We start from the raw sequence: 19189 nt of genomic DNA, 5'->3' as shown, positions 1-19189 counted from the left end.
GACGTTGAGCTCAATGATCCACATGGTGTTCTCCCGGCCTGTGTGCGGCCCTTGATTATGCTAAGAACCATATAAGACGTCCGTAAATTAAGCAATTTCTCAGGCGAAATGTGACGTACGCCGCACAAACAGGGCGCGTCGGCGCGGCGGTCCGCACTTGCGGCCGCGTGAACCGGCCGAAAATATGCTCTATTGCATAACCGCTAGAACGCGGCCAGGGACGGCCCCCCAAACGCCGAACGCGCACCCACGGCGAAAAATCGGCAGATATCTCGCCCTGCGTGCACGTTCGACGCGGGATTTAGCTTTCGATCGTGTGGCCCATCGGCATCAGCACGCTCTTCTGCTGGGTGAAGTGCTCGACGCCCTCGGGTCCGTTCTCGCGGCCGATGCCGGAGTTCTTGTAGCCGCCGAACGGGCAGCACGGGTCGAACGCGTACCAGTTGATCGCGTACGTCCCGGTGCGGATCTTCTCCGAGACCTCGATGCCCCGCTGCACGTCGGCGGTCCACACGCTGCCGGCCAGCCCGTACACCGAGTCGTTGGCGATCTTGATCGCATCCTCCTCGGTGTCGTAGGGGATGATCGAGAGCACCGGCCCGAAGATCTCCTCCTGGGCGATCGTCATCTTGTTGTCGACGTCGGCGAACACCGTCGGCTGCACGAAGAAGCCGCCGTCGAGGCCCTCGGGACGGCCGCCGCCGCACACCAGCCGCGCACCCTCCTCGATGCCCTTGGCGATGTAGCCCTCCACCCGGGCCCGCTGCTTCTCCGAGATCAGCGAACCGATCTGGGCGGCCGGGTCCGACGGCAGGCCCACCGGCAGCGCCTGCACGAAAGTGCTTACCGCGTCCACGATTTCGTCGTACCGCGAGCGCGGAGCCAGGATGCGGGTCTGGGCCACGCAGGCCTGCCCGGTGTTCATGATCCCGGAGAACACCAGCATCGGGATCGCCGAAGGCAGGTCGACGTCGTCGAGGACGATGGCCGCCGACTTCCCGCCCAGCTCCAGGGTGCACGGCTTGAGCATGTCGGCGGCGCGACGGCCGATCTCCTTGCCCACCGCCGAGCTGCCGGTGAAGGAGAAGATGTCGACGTCCGGGTTGGAGGTCAGCGCCTGCCCGGTCTCGATCCCGCCGGGCACCACCGACAGCACGCCATCGGGCAGCCCCGCCTCGGCGAAGGCCTCCGCCAAAGCGTTTGCGCTCAGCGGTGTTTCGGCCGCCGGCTTGAGCACCACCGTGCAGCCGGCCAGCAGCGCCGGGCCCAGCTTGTTGACCGCCAAAAACAGCGGCACGTTCCAGGCCACGATCGCGCCCACCACACCGATCGGCTCGCGGTGGACGATGCTCTGCCCGTAGCCGCCGGTGCGGACCTCTTTCCACTTGACCTGGTCGACGGCCGGGCCGGCGAAGAAGTTCAGCGCCCCGATCGAGCTCATCCAGTGCATCGTTTCGACGGTCGTCGGCGGCTGGCCGGTCTCGGCCGCGAGCAGCTGGGTGAACAGGTCCTTGCGCTCCTCCATCACCTTGAGCGCGTTGGCGATGACGGCGGCGCGCTCCTTCGGCGGCGTGGTCGGCCACGGGCCGTTGTCGAAGGCCGCGCGGGCCGCGGCGACGGCGGCGTCGACGTCGGCCGCGGCGGCCAGCGGCACCTTGCCGACGTAGTCACCGGTGGCCGGACAGGTCACCTCGATCACCTCGGAGGTCGACGGTTCCGTCCACTTGCCGCCGATGAAAAGCTTGTCGTATTCGGTCTTAGCGTCTGTCATCTTCCGCCACTCCTCCTGCTTGTTCAGATCGCACTGCCCTGTCATCGTCGTCGGCGGGCATGCGCGCCACCCTACCCAAGCCAGGGCAAAACGAGAACACGTTTCACTCTTGGGGTTGCAGGACCAGCACCAGATTGCTCACCAGGAACTCGCGCAGCACCGGCACGCCCGTCAGCCACCACGCCCATCGCGGGTGGTAGCGGGGAAATGCGGCCAGCGCGGCGCCGGTGTTCGCGGCCCACGTCAGGCCGTCGGCCGCCGACACCTCGAACAACGACGACCCGTAGTTGTTTTTGGCGGGATGGCCGTGCTTGCGCGCGTAGCGCGCCGCGGCGCGCTCGCCCCCCAGGTAGTGGGTCAGGCCCATCTCGTGTCCGCCGAACGGGCCCAGCCAGACCGTGTAGGACAGCACGGCCAGCCCGCCGGGCCGGGTCACTCGCAGCATCTCGGCGCCGAGTTGCCAGGGCCGCGGCACGTGTTCGGCGACGTTGGACGACAGGCAGATGTCCACCGAATCGTCGGCGAACGGCAGCGCCATGCCCGACGCGCGCACGAAGGTTCCCCCGGCCGCCGCGTCGGCGGGTCCGGCCGCGTGCATCTCGCCCGGGTCGGGCTCGACGCCGACGTAGTCGAGTCCGGCGCGGGCGAAGGCCGTCGCGAAGAAGCCCGGCCCGCCGCCGACGTCGAGCAGCGTGCGGCCGGCGGGGGAGTCCGCGTGGGCGGCCCGCCACAGGTCGCTCACCATCGCCACGGTGTCGGCGGCCAGCGCGCCGTAGAAGCGGGCGGGATCGGTCTGCTCGTAGCGAAACTCCGACAGCAACCGCACCGAGCGGGCCAGCGTCGCCCGGCGAGCGAAGAGGTCGGTCACGGCCACCGGCCAACCCTACGGCCGGGCGCGCAACCGGGCGCGCACATAGTGTGGCGGCAAAGAGGGTACGGAAGCGACGAAGACCCAGACGACGGCTCCGACGAAGGTGGCTCAGGCAGCGAAATGGATGTTCCCGATTGGGTGTGGGCCCTGACCGTCTTGGCCATCGTCGGGCTGTTGGCCTTCGACTTCTTCTTCCATGTCCGCAAGGCGCACGCCCCGACGCTGCGGGAGGCCGCGCTGTGGTCGATGGCCTACGTCGGCATCGCGCTGCTGTTCGGCGTCGGCCTGCTCGCGTTCGGAGGCCACGAGGAGGGCCCGGAATACTTCGCCGGGTACGTCACCGAGAAGGCGCTCTCGGTCGACAACCTGTTCGTCTTCTTGATGATCATGGCCAGCTTCCGGGTGCCGCGCGAGGATCAGCAGAAGGTGCTGCTGTTCGGGATCGTCTTCTCGCTGATCGCGCGGACCGGCTTCATCTTTCTGGGCGCCACGCTGATCAACACGTTCGCATGGGTCTTCTACCTGTTCGGGCTGATCCTGCTGCTCGCCGCCGGCGGCGTGCTGCGGCCCGACGAGCGCGAGGAATCCCACAAGGCCGACAACGTCGTCATCCGGATCGCGAAGAAGGTCCTGCACACCACCGAGCACTATGACGACGACAGGTTGTTCACGATGGTGGATGGCCGGCGCGCGATGACGCCGATGCTGCTGGTCATGGTGGCCATCGGTGGAACGGACATCTTCTTCGCGCTCGACTCGATCCCGGCGATCTTCGGCCTCACCCAGAACGTCTACATCGTGTTCACCGCGACGGCCTTCTCGCTGCTGGGCCTGCGCCAGCTGTACTTCCTCATCGAGGGCCTGCTGGACCGGCTGGTCTACCTCTCGTACGGCCTCGGGGCGATTCTGGGCTTCATCGGCGTCAAGCTGATCCTGCATGCGCTGCACGAGAACAACGTCCCCTTCATCAACGACGGCGAGCCGGTCTCGCTGGTCGAGATCAGCACCTACCTGTCGCTGGCCGTGATCGTCGGCGTTCTGGTCGTCACCGTCGTCGCCTCGTTGCTGAGCCCCATGGGCAAGGCCCGGACGGCCATCGCCGGCGCCCGGCGGCACGCGACGGCCTATCTCGACTCCGAATACACCCACGACGCGGGCGAACGCGAGCGCATCTTCCGCAAGCTGCTGGACGAGCGCGACCAGATCCTCGCGCTCGGTCCCAAGTACCGCCAGCTGGTCCGCGACGAGCCGGCGCTGATCGACCTGTTCGACCGCGCGGCCGCCAAGCACGACGAAGCCGTCGGCCGCGGCGAGGCCGAGCCGTTCGTCAGGATGGGCCTGACCTCCTGAGAAGCCGGCCGCCGGCGCGCGCTGTGTAGTGTTGCGCTCTAGTGTTCGATTCCCTGCTTGATGCGCTCGGCAACTCGTGGTGGGCGTATCCGCTGATCCTGGCCTCGTGCACTTTCGACGCCATCCTCCCCCTGTTGCCGAGCGAGACGGCGCTGCTGACCGGCGGCATCCTTGCGGCCAACGGTTCGATGCTGCTGGGCTGGGTGATCGTCATGGCGGCCATCGGCGCGTTCGTCGGCGACAACCTCGCGTACGCGATCGGCCACTCGGCCGACGACTTCGCCCGCCGCTGGATCACCCGCGGCGAGAAGGGACAGCGCAGCCTGGACTGGGCCCACCGGGAACTGGAGCGGCACGGGGGCCCGCTGGTGATCGTGGCCCGGTTCCTGCCCGGGGGCCGCACGGCCACCACCATCGCCTGCGGCGTGCTGGACTTCCCCTATCGCCAGTTCGTGGTGTTCGACGCGATCGGCGCCGTGGTGTGGGCGACGCTCAACACCCTGATCGGCTACATCGGCGGCAACGCGTTCGCCGATAACACGGTCGCGGCGTTCGCGGTGGCGTTCGGGACGGCGCTGGCGCTGGCCGGGATCATCGAACTGATCCGGTGGGTGCGCCGTCGCGCCCGGCAGGAAGGGCGGGTGCGGCGCTAGCGGTCCCGCATGGCGCGCCGACCGATTCCCATTAGGCTGACCGGTGATGTCTGCTCTGCGCTCGGTCCTGCTGCTGTGCTGGCGCGATACCGGGCACCCGCAGGGCGGCGGCAGCGAAGCCTATCTGCAGCGCATCGGTGCGCAGCTGGCCGCCTCGGGGATCGACGTCACGCTGCGCACCGCCCGCTATCCCGGCGCGGCGCGCCGCGAAGTCGTCGACGGCGTGCGGATCGACCGCGCCGGTGGCCGGTACTCGGTGTACGTCTGGGCGTTGCTGGCGATGGCGGCGGCCCGGCTCGGGGTGGGCCCGCTGCGCAAGGTGCGGCCCGACGTGGTCGTCGACACCCAGAACGGGTTGCCCTTTCTGGCGCGGCTGGTCTACGGCCGCCGCGTGGTGGTGCTGGTGCATCACTGCCACCGCCAGCAGTGGCCGGTGGCCGGCCCGGTGCTCGGCCGGCTCGGCTGGTTCGTCGAGTCGACGCTGTCGCCCCGGGTGAACCGGCGCAACCAGTACGTGACGGTGTCGCTGCCGTCCGCGCGGGACCTGGTCACCCTGGGCGTCAATGGCGCGCAGATCGCGGTGGTGCGCAACGGCCTGGATCTGGCGCCGGCGCAATCGTTGTCGGGCCCGCGCGCGGCCGCGCCGCGCGTGGTCGTGTTGTCGCGGCTGGTGCCCCACAAGCAGATCGAGGACGCGCTCGAAGCGGTCGCGGCGCTGCTGCCGCGGACGCCGGGCCTGCATCTCGACATCGTCGGGGACGGCTGGTGGCGCGAGCGGCTCGTCGAGCACGCGCGACGGCTCGGCATCTGCGCCGCGGTGACGTTCCACGGTCACGTCGACGACGTGACGAAACACCATGTGCTGCAAGCGGCTTGGGTGCACGTGCTGCCCTCGCGCAAGGAGGGCTGGGGGCTGGCGGTCATCGAGGCGGCCCAGCACTCGGTGCCGACCATCGGCTACCGGTCCTCGGGCGGCCTGTCGGACTCTATCGTCGACGAGGTGACCGGGATCTTGGTGGACACCCACGCCGAGCTGGTGGACCGTCTCGAGGAACTGCTCGCCGATCCGGTGCTGCGCGACCAACTCGGCGCCAAGGCGCACACCCGCAGCGGCGAGTTCTCCTGGGCGCAAAGCGCCGACGCGATGCGCGGCGTGCTGGACGCGGTGCACTGCGGCCGCACGGTGCACGGACTAGTCACCGGGCGGGGCTGACCGAGGCGCGGCGCCGCCACGCGCCGATTCCCGCGCCGGCGCCGCCCGCGACCAACAACGCCAGCCACGCCGCATGGGCGATCACCGTCGCCGCCCGGCGATCGGCCGACACCCCGGCGCTTTGCCCGCCGACCCGGTAGAGCGCGATCGCGTCGTCCCGGTAGACCGGCGCCAGCGCGCCCAGGGTGCGGGCGGCCGCCCCCATGTCGCCGGCGCTGTCCGATTCCACCACCAGCCATCCCACGCCCGCCGCCGCCAGCGCCGACGGATCGGGCCCGGCCAGAAGCAGCCGCTGCACTTCGCGGGCGTGCGCGCCCTCGCCTGCGATGGTGGACCCCGAGATCACCAGGTCGCCGCTGCTCAGCACCTCGGCGCGCACCCAGCGCGGCAGCGGGTCCAGCACCGGCGCGGCGCCCGACCAGAAGAAGAGCCGCATCGTCCCGGCCGGCAATACCGCCACCGCGGCCGGCCGTGCGTTGATCGCCGCGGCGACGGCGGTCCAGCCGTGCGGGTAGTGCACCGGCGACACCTTGCCCCACACCCCCCAGGCCAGGTCGGGCAGCGCCAGGAGCAGCGCCAGGCAGCAGACGAGCGCCGCCGCAACGTCCGCAGGCGGCGGCGTCCGCCGTCGCAACGTCACCACCGCGCCGGCGCCCGCCACCGTGTAGCCGGGCACGGCGAGCGCCACCCACTTCTGCCCGTCGCGCAGCACGCCGAATCCCGGCACGGCGTCGACCACCGCGCCCAGCAGGTGCAGGCCCGGCCCGGTGGCCAGCGCCGCGGGAACCAGCACCGACACCGCGGCCAGCACCAGCAGCGGAACCGCCACCGACCGGCGGGCGACCGCCGGCAGGCCCGCCGCCACGATCCCGAGCAGCACCACGGCCGAGGACACCGCGAAAAGCGTGGCGCGCGAAGCGGGTACGGCGTCGCCGTTCCAGATTCCGCCGAGGCTGGCCAGGCTGGCGAGCGTGCCCAGGCCGGGCTCGGCGCGCGGCGCGAACGCCTCGACCCCCAGCCGGTTCGCCGCGGTGTGGGCGGTCAGCGAAGCGCCCAGCGCCGACGCGACCAACCACGGCAGCGCGGCCACCAGCGCGACGCCCAGCGCCGCCGCGGCGCACCACCGGCGCGGCCAGGGCCCGGCCGTGCCGTCACCCGGGGCGGCCACGCAGACCAGCGCCACCGTCGCGGCCAACAGCAGCCCGGTCGGGGTCAGACCGGCCAGCGCGATCCAGAAGGCCAGCCCGAACAGCGAGCCGGATCCCGCGCGCAACGTCAGCATGGCCGTCGCCACCCAGGGCAGGCAGCCGTAGCCGACCAGCAGGCTCCAATGGCCCTGCAGAAGTCGTTCGGCGACATAGGGATTCCAGATCGCCAGCGTGATCGCGACGAACTGCCCGGGCGCGCCCGCAGGCGGCAGGGCCACCTCGACGAGCCGGGCCGCGCCCCAGCCCGCCAGCCACAACCCCACCACGAGCAGCGCTTTGACCACGATGCCGCCGTCGACCACATGCGAGGCGAGCGCCACCGCGAAATCCTGGGGGGTGGCGCGCGGCGCCGAGGTCAACCCCAGGGCGGTGTCGGACAGGTATGACCGCGGCGTCGAGACGGCGTCACGCAGCAGCAGGTACCCCGGGGCCAGCAGCGGCCCGACCACCAGCAGCGCCAGGACCAGTGCGTACCCGGGTCGGGTCCAGCGCACGGCTACCGCATCCGGGCCGGGCTATTCGCGGTCGTGCGGGCCGGGCGGGTTGGACTCGGTGGGGCCCGCCTCGGTGGGCTCGTCCGGGCCGGACGGTCCGGGGGCCCCAGGCGAGCCGGCCGAGCCGGGCGGATCCCCACCGGACTCCTGGCGCAGATCGGGACGCTGGGTGGGCAGCTTCTCCGTCTCGGCCTCGGCCCCGGGCACCGGCTCCTCGAGGCCGCTGCGGCCGAAGAAGTCCTGATCGCCGCGATCCAGGCCGGGGTCGGTCAGCGCGCTCTCGCTGCGCAGGCTGAACGAGGCGAGCAGCCCCCCGCCGACCAGCGCGATCAGCCCGACCGCGGTGAACGTGATGGGCAGCACCCGCGACCACAGCGCCAGCCGGTCGCGCTCGTCGCGGGCGGCGTTGACCTGGGATTCGACGGTGTCCTCGTTCGAGGTGACCTTGTAGTCGGCCAGCGTGAGCTCCGGCTTGAGCGGGTCCCGGGCGAAGTAGTGGTCGGCGTGCACGGTCTGCTTGACGATGGTGCCCGACACCGGGTCCACCCAGAACGTGCGCTGCGCCGCGTAGTAGCGGGTCATGGTGATCTGTTCGTTCGGATCGCCGCCCTGGACGCCCCACATCGACGCCGACGTGGTCTGCTTGGCGTCCTCGTTGCCGGCCAGCAGCGACGGGTACGCCACCGGGGCCACCAGCTTGCCGTCGGCGTTGTAGCCGACGTTCTGGGTGAACTTGTAGGTGGTCAGCCCGTTGACGTCTTCCTCGGTGTCGTAGTTGACGTCGAACGGCTTCTGGGCGATCGGATCGAAGTAGGGATAGGTCTTCTTCTCGGTGTGGAACGGAAACCGGTACGACAGCCCGTCGTGCCGCAGGGGCATCGCCGTGGGCGGGTTCTCGTCGTTCACGGCGCGCGGCTTCTGGACCGAGCCGCCGGTGTGGGTGTCGTCGGAGACGGCCAGCGCGGTCTTGCGGTTGAGCGTGACGGTGTCGACGATTGCCAGCAGCAGCCCGCTGTCCTTCTGCTTGTCCGTGCGCCGCAACGAACTTCCGACCTGCAGGGTGACCACGTCGGCGTTGGCGGGCGACTCGACGCTGATCTGCTGCTGGGAGACCAGCGGCACGTTCTGGTTGACGACGACGTGGTCGGTGGACAACGACGCGGAGTCCAGCGCCGTCCCGGTGCCGTCGCCGACCAGCGTGGCGTCGAGGTCCAGGGGGACCTTGGTGATCCTGCTGGTGGTGTACGTCGACAACAGCAGCGCGGCGATCAGCAGGGCGGCTCCGAGTCCGATGATCCCGCATGCGGCGAACCGCAACATGACTGCTCGGTTCACGTCGCTGTGCCCTCCTCATGTCCTTGCATTTCTCAGCCGCGACCCGACCCGAGCGAGCAGCCCGGGGCAAACTCGTTTGACCCTAACAGCAGAAAGTAAGGCGGCGGCTTACGAACCTGATGCTCGCGCGGGCGGGTCCTTCGGGTGTACCCATTCGCCGGGCAACCCAGCACGGGCACACTGTGGTGGTGAGCGACGACCAGCGGGTGGGCGGGGTGCGCAGCTTCCTGCCGGCGGTGGAAGGGATGCGCGCCTGCGCGGCGATGGGCGTGGTGGTCACCCACGTCGCCTTCCAGACCGGGCACTCCAGCGGCGCCTCCGGCCGGCTGTTCGGCCGGTTCGACCTCGCCGTCGCGGTGTTCTTCGCGCTGTCGGGTTTCTTGCTGTGGCGCGGACACGCCGGGGCGGCAAGGGATCTGGGACCCCGCCCCCGCACCGGCCACTACCTGCGGTCCAGGGTCGTGCGCATCATGCCCGCTTACCTGGTGGCGGTCGTGGTGATCCTGACGCTGCTGCCCGACGCCGACCACGCCAGCCCGACGGTGTGGCTGGCCAACCTGACGCTCACCCAGATCTATGTGCCGCTCACGCTGACCGGCGGGCTGACCCAGATGTGGAGCCTGTCCGTCGAGGTCAGCTTCTATCTGGCGCTGCCGGTGCTCGCGCTGCTGGCCCGCCGGCTCCCGGTGCGCGCGCGGGTGCCAGCGATCGCCGCGCTGGGGGCGCTGAGCTGGGCGTGGGGCTGGGTGCCGGGCCACGCGGCCGAGGGCGTCAACCCGCTCAACTGGCCGCCGGCGTTCTTCTCCTGGTTCGCCGCCGGCATGCTGCTGGCCGAGTGGGTCCACAGCGGCGTCGGGTTCCCGCACCGCATCGCGCGTCACCGCCTGGTGATGGCCGTCGTCGCGGCGGCGGCCTACCTGGTCGCGGCCTCGCCGCTGGCCGGGCCGGAGGGTCTGGTGCCCGGCAAGCCCGCGCAGTTCGCGGTGAAGACCGCGATGGGCGCGCTGGTGGCCTTCGCGTTGGTCGCGCCGCTGGTGCTGGACCGGCCGGACACGCCGCACCGGCTCTTGGGGACCACCGCCATGGTCACCCTGGGCCGCTGGTCCTACGGCCTGTTCATCTGGCACCTGGCCGCGCTGGCCATGGTGTTTCCGGTCGTCGGGACGTTTCCGTTCACCGGCAACATGCCGACGGTGTTGGTGCTGACCCTGGTCTTCGGGTTCGCGATCGCCGCCGTCAGCTACGCGCTGGTGGAGTCGCCCTGCCGAGAAGCCTTGCGGCGCTGGGAGAAACGCGAGCGACCCGCAGATTCCGCGCAGGCCGTCGATGCGGAGGCGGACGCGATCGCGCCCTAGCCGCTGCGGGTCCGTCTATCGTTTCCAGCGCGTCAGCGCCAACCGAAGGGCAGGTTCACCGGCGCTGACAGGCTGATACGTTCGTCGGGGTGCGCACGAGATTCGACTTCGACTTGACAACGGCATCGCCTCATGGGGTCGTCGAACTCATGACCGATTTCTCGCCCAACCGACCGCACCGCTGGCCGGCATTGTCGGCCAAGGCGTTCGAGGTGTATCACGTCGGCGCGACCGAGGCCGATGTCCGCGAGGGCCAAGACTTTCCGGTGTCCACCTAGACGTCTGCTGGTGCTATTGGCATGACATACCGCTAGCTGGGCACGGCTTCGATGACGCAGAGCGGCCCTGCCGTCTGCACCACGCGCTGCAGCCGGAAGCCGCCCTGCCGGAGTAGGTCGGTCCACTGCGTGAGGCTGCGTTCCAGTGCGCCCGCCATTACCAGCATCTCCATATCGGCGTAGTGGCCGAGGAATTCGCGGTCGTGATCGGGGACGACCATCTCCAGCAGCAGCAGCGTCGCGCCCGGAGGGGCCGCGGCTTTGACGGTGCCCAGGATCGCGACGGCCTTGTCATCGGGCCAGTCGTGGATGACGTTCTTCATCACATAGGCGTCAGCGGCCGGCACGCTTTCGAAGAACGACCCGCCCGTCACGGTGACTCGGTCGGCGACACCGTGCCCGGTCAACACCGGTGGCGCCCCCTCGACCGCCTCGGGGAGGTCGAACAGCACGCCGCGGGCATCGGGGGCGGCGGCGAGAATCGACGAGAGTAGCCGGCCGTGGCCGCCACCGATGTCGGCGATGACACCGAATTGGGTGAAGTCGTAGGCCGCGACCACCGCCGCCTCCAGCACCGACGACGTGGAGGTCATGGCGCTGTTGAAGATCTCCGCGAACTCGGGGTCGTCGCGGAGATAGTCGAAGAAGTCCTTACCGAACACTTTCGGGGGGTTCGGCTCTCCGGTGCGCACCGCGTCGGCCAGCCGCGTCCAGTTCGCCCGGTGCTGCGGCGAACCGAAAAGCAGGGCGGCCCCACGCGTCGAGACCGGCGAATCGGTGCGCAAGGTGTCGGCCAGCGCGTTCAGTGCGAAACGGCCGTCGCGGCGCCTGCGAAACACGCCGCGGCTGATCAGCAACCGCATCAGCCGCGCCACGCTGTCCGGGTCGGCCCCGATGCGCCCCGCCAGTTCCTCCTTGGTCAGCGGGCCCGCGGCCAGCTCGTCGGCGATACCCAGCTGCGCGGATGCCGAGATGGCCTGCGACAGAAAGGCGCCGAAGATGATGTCGATGACCGCGATCGGCGGGGGAGCCAGGCGCAGGTATAGCCGCCCCACATGATGACGGACTCGTTCGACCGCGCGAGCCACCCGGGCGGGCGGCAGTTTCGGGGTCGATGACGGTGACTTAGGCGGCATCGTTCTCCATTACCCGGTGATGACAGGACTCGACAAGTATCACTTCTTGCTCTCGAGCGCCCCCCGCCGCCTCATATCGAGTGGCTTGCCGCCGATTTCGAAGGTGTCGGGTCAGCCGGCTTCCGCGGTCTGGAGCCGCTGCAGGATCCGGTCCCGCACCGCCGAGCGGCGGGCCTTGCCGGCGTCGTCACGCAACGGGGTGTTGACGAGTTCGATGAAGTCGGGGCTGGGTGGAACCTTGTACGCCGCCAGGTGTTCGCGCAGGAACGCCTGCACGCCAACGGAATCCAGGGTGGAGCCGTCGGCCGTGTGCACCAGGGCGTAGGGCACCTGGCCCAGGTCCCCGTGCGGAACTCCGACGACCAGACACGACAACACGTCCGGGTGCGCCGACAGCGCGTTCTCGATTTCGGCGGGGTAGACGTTGCGGCCGCCGACGGTGAACATGTCGACCCGCCGGTCCGACAGGTACAGGAAGCCGTCGTCGTCGAAATACCCGAGGTCGCCCAGCGAGTCCCAGCCGTCGCGGCTTTTCGCCGTGGCGCCGACGTAGCGGTAGGTGGGCGCGCTGTCTGGCCCGGGCCGCATGTAGATCTCGCCGACCACGCCGGGCGGGCACGGGTTGCCGTCGTCGTCGAGCACCTTCATCTCGCCGGCGACGACCACGCCCACCGAACCCCGGTGCGCCAGCCACTGGTCGCCGGAGATGAAGGTCAGCGCCTGTAATTCGGTGCCGCCGTAGAGTTCCCACACTTTCTCCGGGCCCAGCAGGTCGATCCAGGCCTGCTTGATGGCCGGCGGGCACGGCGCCCCCAGGTGCCAGAACCGTCGCAGCGACGACAGGTCGTACGAGGCGGGGTCGGCGTGATAGACCGGCAGCGTCCGCTGCATGATCGTCGGCACCGTCGTCAGGAACGTGACGCGATGATCGGTGATCAGCCGGAGGAACTGAACCGGATCGAACCGGCTCATCAGCACCAGGTGATGGCGCATCAGCAGGGCGATGGTGGCGGTGGTGAAGCCCGTGTTGTGGCTCAGCGGCACCGGCACCAGCGTGGTGTCGCCCTCCTGGGCGCCCAGCGGGTAGCCGATCAGCGGCGGTATCCGGCTGTCGCCGCCGGATTCGATCAGCTTGGGCCGCCCGGTGCTGCCGCCGGATCCCATCGCCTTCCACACCGGCGACACCGCCTCGGGCAGCGCGCCGTCCGGCAGCGCCGGATCGGGCACGAAACCCGCTGGCACGCAGGGGAATTCGACATGATCGCGCCCCACCAACAAGGCCGGTGGCCGCAATTCGAGCAGGCCCGCCAACTCCGCGTCGGGCAGCCGAGCCGACAGCGGCTGGGGCACCGCGCCCAGCTTCCAGCAGGCCACGGCGGCCTGGATCCACTCGATCGAGTTCGGCAGCACCATGGTCACGTAGTCGCCGACGCCCACGCCCCGCTCTGCGTAGGCCCGGGCCAACCTATTCGTCGAGCGGTCGAGCTCGGCCCGGGTCAGGGTCACCCCGTCACAGGTGACGGCGGGCTCGTCGGGGGCGAGTTGGGCTAGCTGCGAAATCTGGGTGCCGATCGGCGGGACCGGCTCACTCATAGCCACCCTGACGCTCGAAGATGCGGCGCGGATTGTCGACCAGCATGGTGTGCAGCTGCTCGTCGGTGACGCCGCGCTCCTTGAGCGCGGGGATGACGTCGTTGTGGATGTGCAGGTAATGCCAGTTCGGGGCCATCTGCGGCACCAGCTCTTCGGGGAGCGCGTCGAAGTAGCAGTTGGCGTCGTGGGAGAGCACCATCCTGTCGGCGTGCCCACGCTCGCACATCTCCGCCACGATCCGCACCCGCTCCTCGAACGGCGAGATCACGTCGAGGCCGAACCGATCCATGCCGAGGTAGGAGCCGGCGGAGATCAACTCCTCGAGGTAGCCGATGTCGGTGCTGTCGCCGGAATGGCCGATCACCACCCGGGTCAGGTCGACGCCCTCCTCCTCGAAGATGCGTTGCTGCTCGAGGCCGCGTCGCAGTCCGGCGTGGGTGTGCGTGGAGATCGGCACCCCGGTGCGTTTGTGCGCCTGGGCGACGGCGCGCAGCACCCGCTCGACGCCGGGGGTGATGCCGGGCTCGTCGGTGGCGCACTTGAGGATTCCGGCCTTGATGCCGGTGTCGGCGATGCCCTGCTCGATGTCGCGGACGAACATCTCGGTCATGATCTCCGGGCCGCCCAGCAATCCGCCGGGGCCCTCGTAGTGGAACCGGAACGGCACGTCGTTGTAGGTGTAAAGCCCGGTCGCCACAACGATATTCAGCTCGGTGGCCGCCGCGACGCGGGCGATCCGCGGGATGTACCGGCCCAAACCGATCACCGTGAGGTCGACGATGGTGTCCACGCCGCGGGCCTTGAGCTCGTTGAGCCTGTCGATGGCGTCGGCCACCCGCCGTTCTTCGTCGCCCCAGGCTTCGGGATAGTTCTCGGCGATCTCGGTGGTCATGATGAACACGTGCTCATGCATGAGCGTGACGCCGAGGTCGCTGGTATCAATCGGTCCACGTGCGGTATTCAGTCGCGACACGCATCCGATGCTAGAGCTCCGGCCGCCTGAATTCGACGGGTTCGAGGACCTTACCTCCGCGCATCGCTCGTGCACCGGCCGTACCAGTGGATATGACGCATCGGATGACCGCAGAAACGTGCGGCACGTTCCCGTTCTGGTAGCGGGCAGCTGCGGCGGGTACCCGCGAACTGAGCCGCATACAAGGGGAGCCGACATGGACGCCGCAACCGGGACCGATCGATGGCCGTCGCTACGGGTCGACGACTGGACTCCGACTCGCGAAACGCTGCACATGTGGACCCAGATCGTCGGCAAGGTCCGCATGGTGCGCACGCCGATGGTCAACCACTGGTGGCAGGTGACGCTGTACGTGAGCCCGCGCGGATTGACCACGGGCGCGATACCCCACGAAACCGGGGTGTTTGACATAGAATTCGACGTCATCGACGCCGTGCTGCGGATTCGTCACAGCGACGGGCGACAAGTCTCGGTGCCGTTGACGGCCAAACCGGTGGCGCAGTTCTACGACGAAACCATGTCGGCCCTGGACGATTTGGGGGTCGCGACACGCATCAGCGCCAGCCCCAACGAGGTGGATCCGGCCATCCGGTTCGCCGAGGACCATCAGCACGCCTCCTATGATTCCGACGCCGCGCGCTTGTTCTGGCGGCAACTCCTGCAGGCGCACCGGGTGATGAGCCAGTTTCGCGCATCGTTCATCGGCAAGGTCAGCCCGGTGCATTTCTTCTGGGGGGCAATGGATCTGGCGTGTACACGGTTTTCCGGGAGGCCGGCGCCCAAACATCCCGGCGGCGCACCGAACTGCGGCGACTGGGTGATGGTCGAGGGTTATTCGCACGAATTGAGCAGCTGCGGCTTCTGGCCCGGCGGCGGTGAGGAAGGCGCTTTCTACTCCTACGCCTACCCGCAACCGGACGGCTACGCCGACTACCCGATAGCGCCCGCTGCGGCGCATTTCAGTGCAGACCACGGTGAATTCGTCCTGCCCTACGAGGCGGTGCGCATTGCCGAGGATCCCGACGGGGATTTACTGCAGTTCCTGCAAACGACTTACGCGGCCGCCGCGGACCTCGGCCGCTGGGATCGCGGCGCCTTGGAGGCCGATCCCGACCGGTGGCAAAAGCCGTGAGCACCACGCCGATCGCGGACTATGCCCTGCTCTCGGATCGTCATACCGCTGCGCTGGTCAGCCGCGGCGGGTCGGTCGACCGGCTGTGCATGCCGCGATTCGACTCACCGTCAGTGTTTCGGGCGCCTGCTCGACGATGACGCCGGGTGCCGCCGGCTCGACGGCCTCCTGCGCACAAGTGCCCCGACGGGCGCGCCGTTGCAGTACCGTCACCCTCGTCTGCGTCGAGAACCGCTGGGAGTCCCGCCATGTTGCTCAACCCCAATCACCTGCAACGCCAGTACCCGGACCGCCGCTCGGCGGAGATCATGGCCGCCACGGTCGACTTCTTCGAGTCCCGGGGCAAGGCGCGGTTGAAGTCTGACGACCACGAAAGGGTCTGGTACTCCGAGTTTTTGGACCACATCGGTCGGGAGCGCATCTTCGCGTCGCTGCTGACGCCGTCGGCCTACGGTGCCCCCGACTGCCGCTGGGACACCTACCGGATCAGCGCGTTCGCCGAGATCGTCGGCTTCTACGGGCTCAACTACTGGTACCCCTTCCAGGTCACCGCCCTGGGTTTGGGCCCGATCTGGATGAGCGCCAACTCCGACGCCAAGCGCAAGGCCGCCGGGTTGCTCGAGGCCGGCGAGGTGTTCGCGTTCGGCCTGTCGGAGCAGACGCACGGCGCCGACGTCTACCAGACCGACATGAACCTGACGCCCTCCGGCGGGGGCTGGGTCGCCAATGGGGAGAAGTACTACATCGGCAACGCCAACGTGGCCCGGATGGTCTCCACCTTCGGCAAGTTCGCCGGCGCCTCGAAGAACGACGCCGAGTACGTGTTCTTCGCCGCCGACTCCCAGCACGAGCGCTATCAGCTGATCAAGAACGTGGTGAACTCGCAGAACTACGTCGCCAATTACGCGCTGCGCGACTACCCGGTGACCGAGGCCGACATCCTGCACCGCGGCCCCGAGGCGTTCCACGCCGCGCTCAACACCGTCAACGTCTGCAAGTACAACCTCGGATGGGGCGCGGTCGGCATGTGTACCCACGCGATGTACGAGGCGGTCACCCACGCGTCCAATCGCATCCTGTATGGGACCGTCGTCACCGACTTCACGCATGTGCGGCGGCTGCTCACCGACGCGTATGCGCGGCTGGTCGCGATGCGGCTGGTCGCCACCCGCGCCTGCGACTACATGCGCAGCGCGTCAACCGACGACCGCCGCTACCTGCTGTACAGCCCGCTCACCAAGGCCAAGATCACCAGCGAGGGCGAGCGCGTCATCACCGCGCTGTGGGACGTCATCGCCGCCAAGGGCGTCGAGAAGGACACCATCTTCGAGGCCATGGCCCGCGAAATCGGCCTGCTGCCCCGGCTGGAGGGCACCGTCCACATCAACATCGGGCTGCTGGGCAAGTTCATGCCCAACTTCCTGTTCGCCCCCAACGACGCGCTGCCGTCGATCGGCCGCCGGGATGACGCCGCCGACGACACCTTCCTGTTCGCGCAGGGCCCGACGGGCGGCCTGGGCAAGGTGCGCTTCCACGACTGGCGCGCGCCGTTCGAGAGCTTCGGCCACCTGCCCAACGTCGCGCTGCTGCGCTCGCAGGTCGACGTGCTGGCCGAGATGCTGGCCAGCGCCACCCCGGATGCCGCGCAGCAGAAGGACATCGACTTCGCGTTCGCCGTCGGTCAGCTGTTCGCCACGGTGCCCTACGCCCAGCTCATCTTGGAGGAGGCCGGGCTCTCGGGTGTCGACGAGGGATTGCTCGACGAGATCTTCGCCGTGCTGGTCCGCGACTTCAACGCCTACGCCGTGGAGCTGAGCGACAAGCCCGCGACGACGGACGCCCAGGCGCGCTACGCGATGCGGATGATCCGTCGCCCCGTCCACGACCCGTCGCGGTACGCGCAGATCTGGAAGGAGCACGTCCTTCCGCTCAGTGGCGCCTACCAGATGCGCCCCTAGGTTCGTTGCCTTCGGCACCCGGGCGTGACTGTGCCGTCACGCCCGGCGCCGGACGTGACTCTGCCGTCACCGTCGGCAAGCAAACCCCCGCCTGAAGTTCGCTCACCGAGCCCCCGGCCGGGCGGGCGTTGGGATTCGAGCGCCCAGGCCGCCGGGCACTCGGCGAGGCGGCTGGACCCGACCCCTTGACTGTGACGCAGGTCACCGTAATATGACCAGTGGTCATCGAAGCGAGGAGCCAGCATTGCCGACGGTCACCTGGGCGCGCGTCGACCCCGCTCGTCGCGCCGCGATCATCGAAGCCGCGGAGGCGGAATTCGGGGCGCACGGCTTCTCCCGTGGCAGCCTCAACGTCATCGCGCGCCGAGCGGGCGTCGCCAAGGGCAGCCTGTTCCAGTACTTCGCCGACAAGCGCGACCTGTACGCATTCATCGCCGACATCGCCAGCCAGCGGGTGCGGGCCTACATGGAGGGCCGCATCCGCGAACTCGACCCGAGCCGGCCCTTCTTCGAGTTTCTGACCGACTGGCTCGACACCTGGGTGGCCTACTTTGCCGACCACCCGCACGAGCGCGCGCTGCACGCCGCGGCGACCCTCGAAGTCGACACCGAGGCCCGCGTCAGCGTGCAGAACGTCATCCACCGCCACTACCTGGAAGTGATGCGCCCGCTGGTCCGCGACGCGCACGTGCGCGGCGACCTGCGCGCCGAGTCGGACACCGACGCGCTGTTGTCGTTGCTGCTGTTGATCTTTCCGCACCTGGCGCTGGCGCCCTACATGCGCGGGCTGGACCCGATCCTCGGGCTCGACGAGCCCACCCCCGAGCAGCCGGCGCTGGCCGTGCGCCGGCTCGTCGGCGTGCTGGCCGCGGCATTCTCGGCGGACTCCTCCGTCAACTCAGCCCCCCAACGATCTGAGGAGGTCTCATGAATCGAACCCGAATCGCCTCGATGGCCGAGGGCGGTCTCAACTGGGATAGCTTGCCGCTCAAGCTGTTTGCGGGCGGCAACGCGAAATTCTGGAATCCGGCCGACATCGACTTCTCCCGCGACCGGGAGGACTGGGAACGCCTCACCGAGGACGAACGCAGCTATGCGACGCGGTTGTGCGCCGAGTTCATCGCCGGCGAGGAATCGGTGACCCAGGACATCCAGCCGTTCATGGCCGCGATGCGGGCCGAAGGCCGGCTGGGTGACGAGATGTACCTGACGCAGTTCGCCTTCGAGGAAGCCAAGCACGTCCAGGTGTTCCGCATGTGGCTCGACGCCGTCGGCATCACCGAGGACCTGCACTACTTCCTCGACGACGTCCCGACCTACCGCACCATCTTCTACGAGGAACTGCCGGCGTGTCTGAACGCGCTGACGCTCGATCGGTCGCCGGCCGCCCAGGTGCGGGCGTCGGTGACCTACAACCACATGGTCGAAGGCATGCTGGCGCTGACCGGCTACTTCGGCTGGCACAAGATCTGCGTGGAACGCGGCATCCTGCCCGGCATGCAGGAGCTGGTCCGGCGGATCGGCGACGACGAGCGCCGCCACATGGCGTGGGGCACCTTCACCTGCCGTCGCCACGTGGCCGCCGACGACGCCAACTGGGGCGTCTTCGAAACGCGCATGAACGAACTCATGCCCCTCGGGCTGCGGCTGATCGAGGAGGGCTTCGCCCTCTACGACCCGATGCCGTTCGGCCTGTCCGTCGACGAGTTCATGCAGTACGCCTCCGACAAGGGGATGCGGCGGTTCGGCACCATCTCCAGCGCCCGCGGCCGGCCGCTCGGCGAGATCGACCTGGACTACTCGCCGCTGCAGCTCGAGGACACGTTCGCCGACGAGGACGAAAAGGCGCTGGCGGGCGCGTCGGCCTAG

The 19189-nt window shown here is 69.1% G+C and carries 16 protein-coding genes; 9 read left to right on the top strand and 7 right to left on the bottom strand.

Annotated features, from left to right (window positions below):
- Positions 1–301: 301 nt before the first annotated feature.
- Both P6281_RS24655 and P6281_RS24650 read right to left on the bottom strand, forming a co-directional pair.
- Positions 302–1771: an aldehyde dehydrogenase gene (locus P6281_RS24655; RefSeq protein WP_008261845.1), complete on the bottom strand. Its 1470-nt coding sequence runs from the start codon at positions 1769–1771 to the stop codon at positions 302–304.
- Positions 1772–1874: 103 nt separating this feature from the next.
- Positions 1875–2645, bottom strand: a complete 771-nt coding sequence (locus tag P6281_RS24650) for a class I SAM-dependent methyltransferase (RefSeq protein WP_008261844.1) — start codon at positions 2643–2645, stop codon at positions 1875–1877.
- 117 nt (positions 2646–2762) lie between these two features.
- On the opposite strand from P6281_RS24650, the gene P6281_RS24645 reads away from it, so the two are divergent.
- The 3 genes from P6281_RS24645 to P6281_RS24635 are packed head-to-tail and all read left to right on the top strand — an operon-like array spanning position 2763 to position 5858.
- Positions 2763–3992, top strand: a complete 1230-nt coding sequence (locus P6281_RS24645) for a TerC family protein (RefSeq protein ID WP_008261842.1) — start codon at positions 2763–2765, stop codon at positions 3990–3992.
- Positions 3993–4033: 41 nt separating this feature from the next.
- Entirely contained in the window at positions 4034–4645 is a 612-nt protein-coding gene (locus tag P6281_RS24640; protein ID WP_008261841.1) for a DedA family protein, read from the top strand.
- A gap of 46 nt (positions 4646–4691) precedes the next feature.
- Entirely contained in the window at positions 4692–5858 is a 1167-nt protein-coding gene (locus P6281_RS24635) for a glycosyltransferase family 4 protein (protein ID WP_008261840.1), read from the top strand.
- Here the strand turns inward: P6281_RS24635 and P6281_RS24630 are convergent.
- Entirely contained in the window at positions 5842–7560 is a 1719-nt protein-coding gene (locus tag P6281_RS24630; RefSeq protein WP_008261839.1) for a hypothetical protein, read from the bottom strand. The genes P6281_RS24635 and P6281_RS24630 overlap by 17 nt on opposite strands.
- Before the next feature lie 21 nt (positions 7561–7581).
- On the bottom strand, positions 7582–8895 hold the full coding sequence (locus P6281_RS24625; protein WP_158020471.1) for a porin PorA family protein: 1314 nt from the start codon (positions 8893–8895) through the stop codon (positions 7582–7584).
- 119 nt (positions 8896–9014) lie between these two features.
- Between P6281_RS24625 and P6281_RS24620 the strand changes: the two genes are divergently transcribed.
- Together P6281_RS24620 and P6281_RS24615 are read left to right on the top strand one after the other, a co-directional pair.
- A complete protein-coding gene (locus tag P6281_RS24620) occupies positions 9015–10250 on the top strand; it encodes an acyltransferase family protein (RefSeq protein ID WP_085977587.1) in 1236 nt (411 codons plus the stop codon).
- A gap of 149 nt (positions 10251–10399) precedes the next feature.
- Positions 10400–10528, top strand: coding sequence for a hypothetical protein (locus P6281_RS24615; protein WP_009957638.1), 129 nt, complete (start codon positions 10400–10402; stop codon positions 10526–10528).
- Positions 10529–10560: 32 nt separating this feature from the next.
- Here P6281_RS24615 and P6281_RS24610 read toward each other — a convergent pair whose 3' ends face one another.
- From P6281_RS24610 to P6281_RS24600, 3 genes are all read right to left on the bottom strand, one after another.
- Positions 10561–11583, bottom strand: a complete 1023-nt coding sequence (locus P6281_RS24610; protein ID WP_014381408.1) for a methyltransferase — start codon at positions 11581–11583, stop codon at positions 10561–10563.
- A gap of 192 nt (positions 11584–11775) precedes the next feature.
- Positions 11776–13257, bottom strand: coding sequence for an AMP-binding protein (locus P6281_RS24605; RefSeq protein WP_009957639.1), 1482 nt, complete (start codon positions 13255–13257; stop codon positions 11776–11778).
- On the bottom strand, positions 13250–14230 hold the full coding sequence (locus tag P6281_RS24600) for a phosphotriesterase (RefSeq protein ID WP_009957640.1): 981 nt from the start codon (positions 14228–14230) through the stop codon (positions 13250–13252). The genes P6281_RS24605 and P6281_RS24600 overlap by 8 nt, the downstream gene beginning before the upstream one ends.
- A gap of 196 nt (positions 14231–14426) precedes the next feature.
- Between P6281_RS24600 and P6281_RS24595 the strand changes: the two genes are divergently transcribed.
- The 4 genes from P6281_RS24595 (at position 14427) to P6281_RS24580 (ending at position 19189) form a co-directional block, all read left to right on the top strand.
- Positions 14427–15362: a DUF5996 family protein gene (locus tag P6281_RS24595; RefSeq protein WP_009957641.1), complete on the top strand. Its 936-nt coding sequence runs from the start codon at positions 14427–14429 to the stop codon at positions 15360–15362.
- Positions 15363–15610: 248 nt separating this feature from the next.
- Entirely contained in the window at positions 15611–17320 is a 1710-nt protein-coding gene (locus P6281_RS24590; protein ID WP_009957642.1) for an acyl-CoA dehydrogenase, read from the top strand.
- 244 nt (positions 17321–17564) lie between these two features.
- Positions 17565–18251: a TetR/AcrR family transcriptional regulator gene (locus P6281_RS24585; RefSeq protein ID WP_014385994.1), complete on the top strand. Its 687-nt coding sequence runs from the start codon at positions 17565–17567 to the stop codon at positions 18249–18251.
- Positions 18248–19189, top strand: a complete 942-nt coding sequence (locus P6281_RS24580; protein ID WP_014385993.1) for a R2-like ligand-binding oxidase — start codon at positions 18248–18250, stop codon at positions 19187–19189. Before P6281_RS24585 ends, P6281_RS24580 begins: the two co-directional genes overlap by 4 nt.

The organism is Mycobacterium sp. 5-140-3-2 (assembly GCF_035666375.1).
GTDB lineage: Bacteria > Actinomycetota > Actinomycetes > Mycobacteriales > Mycobacteriaceae > Mycobacterium > Mycobacterium intracellulare.
This window is presented reverse-complemented; position numbering and strand designations above follow the sequence as displayed.

What these genes read in the sequence shown, in the direction of transcription:
- P6281_RS24655 (WP_008261845.1), bottom strand. Translation starts at nt 1,771, where the DNA reads ATGACAGACGCTAAGACCGAATACGACAAGCTTTTCATCGGCGGCAAG.
- P6281_RS24645 (WP_008261842.1), top strand. Translation starts at nt 2,763, where the DNA reads ATGGATGTTCCCGATTGGGTGTGGGCCCTGACCGTCTTGGCCATCGTC.
- P6281_RS24635 (WP_008261840.1), top strand. Translation starts at nt 4,692, where the DNA reads ATGTCTGCTCTGCGCTCGGTCCTGCTGCTGTGCTGGCGCGATACCGGG.
- P6281_RS24620 (WP_085977587.1), top strand. Translation starts at nt 9,015, where the DNA reads ATGCTCGCGCGGGCGGGTCCTTCGGGTGTACCCATTCGCCGGGCAACC.
- P6281_RS24615 (WP_009957638.1), top strand. Translation starts at nt 10,400, where the DNA reads ATGACCGATTTCTCGCCCAACCGACCGCACCGCTGGCCGGCATTGTCG.
- P6281_RS24605 (WP_009957639.1), bottom strand. Translation starts at nt 13,257, where the DNA reads ATGAGTGAGCCGGTCCCGCCGATCGGCACCCAGATTTCGCAGCTAGCC.
- P6281_RS24595 (WP_009957641.1), top strand. Translation starts at nt 14,427, where the DNA reads ATGGACGCCGCAACCGGGACCGATCGATGGCCGTCGCTACGGGTCGAC.
- P6281_RS24590 (WP_009957642.1), top strand. Translation starts at nt 15,611, where the DNA reads ATGTTGCTCAACCCCAATCACCTGCAACGCCAGTACCCGGACCGCCGC.
- P6281_RS24580 (WP_014385993.1), top strand. Translation starts at nt 18,248, where the DNA reads ATGAATCGAACCCGAATCGCCTCGATGGCCGAGGGCGGTCTCAACTGG.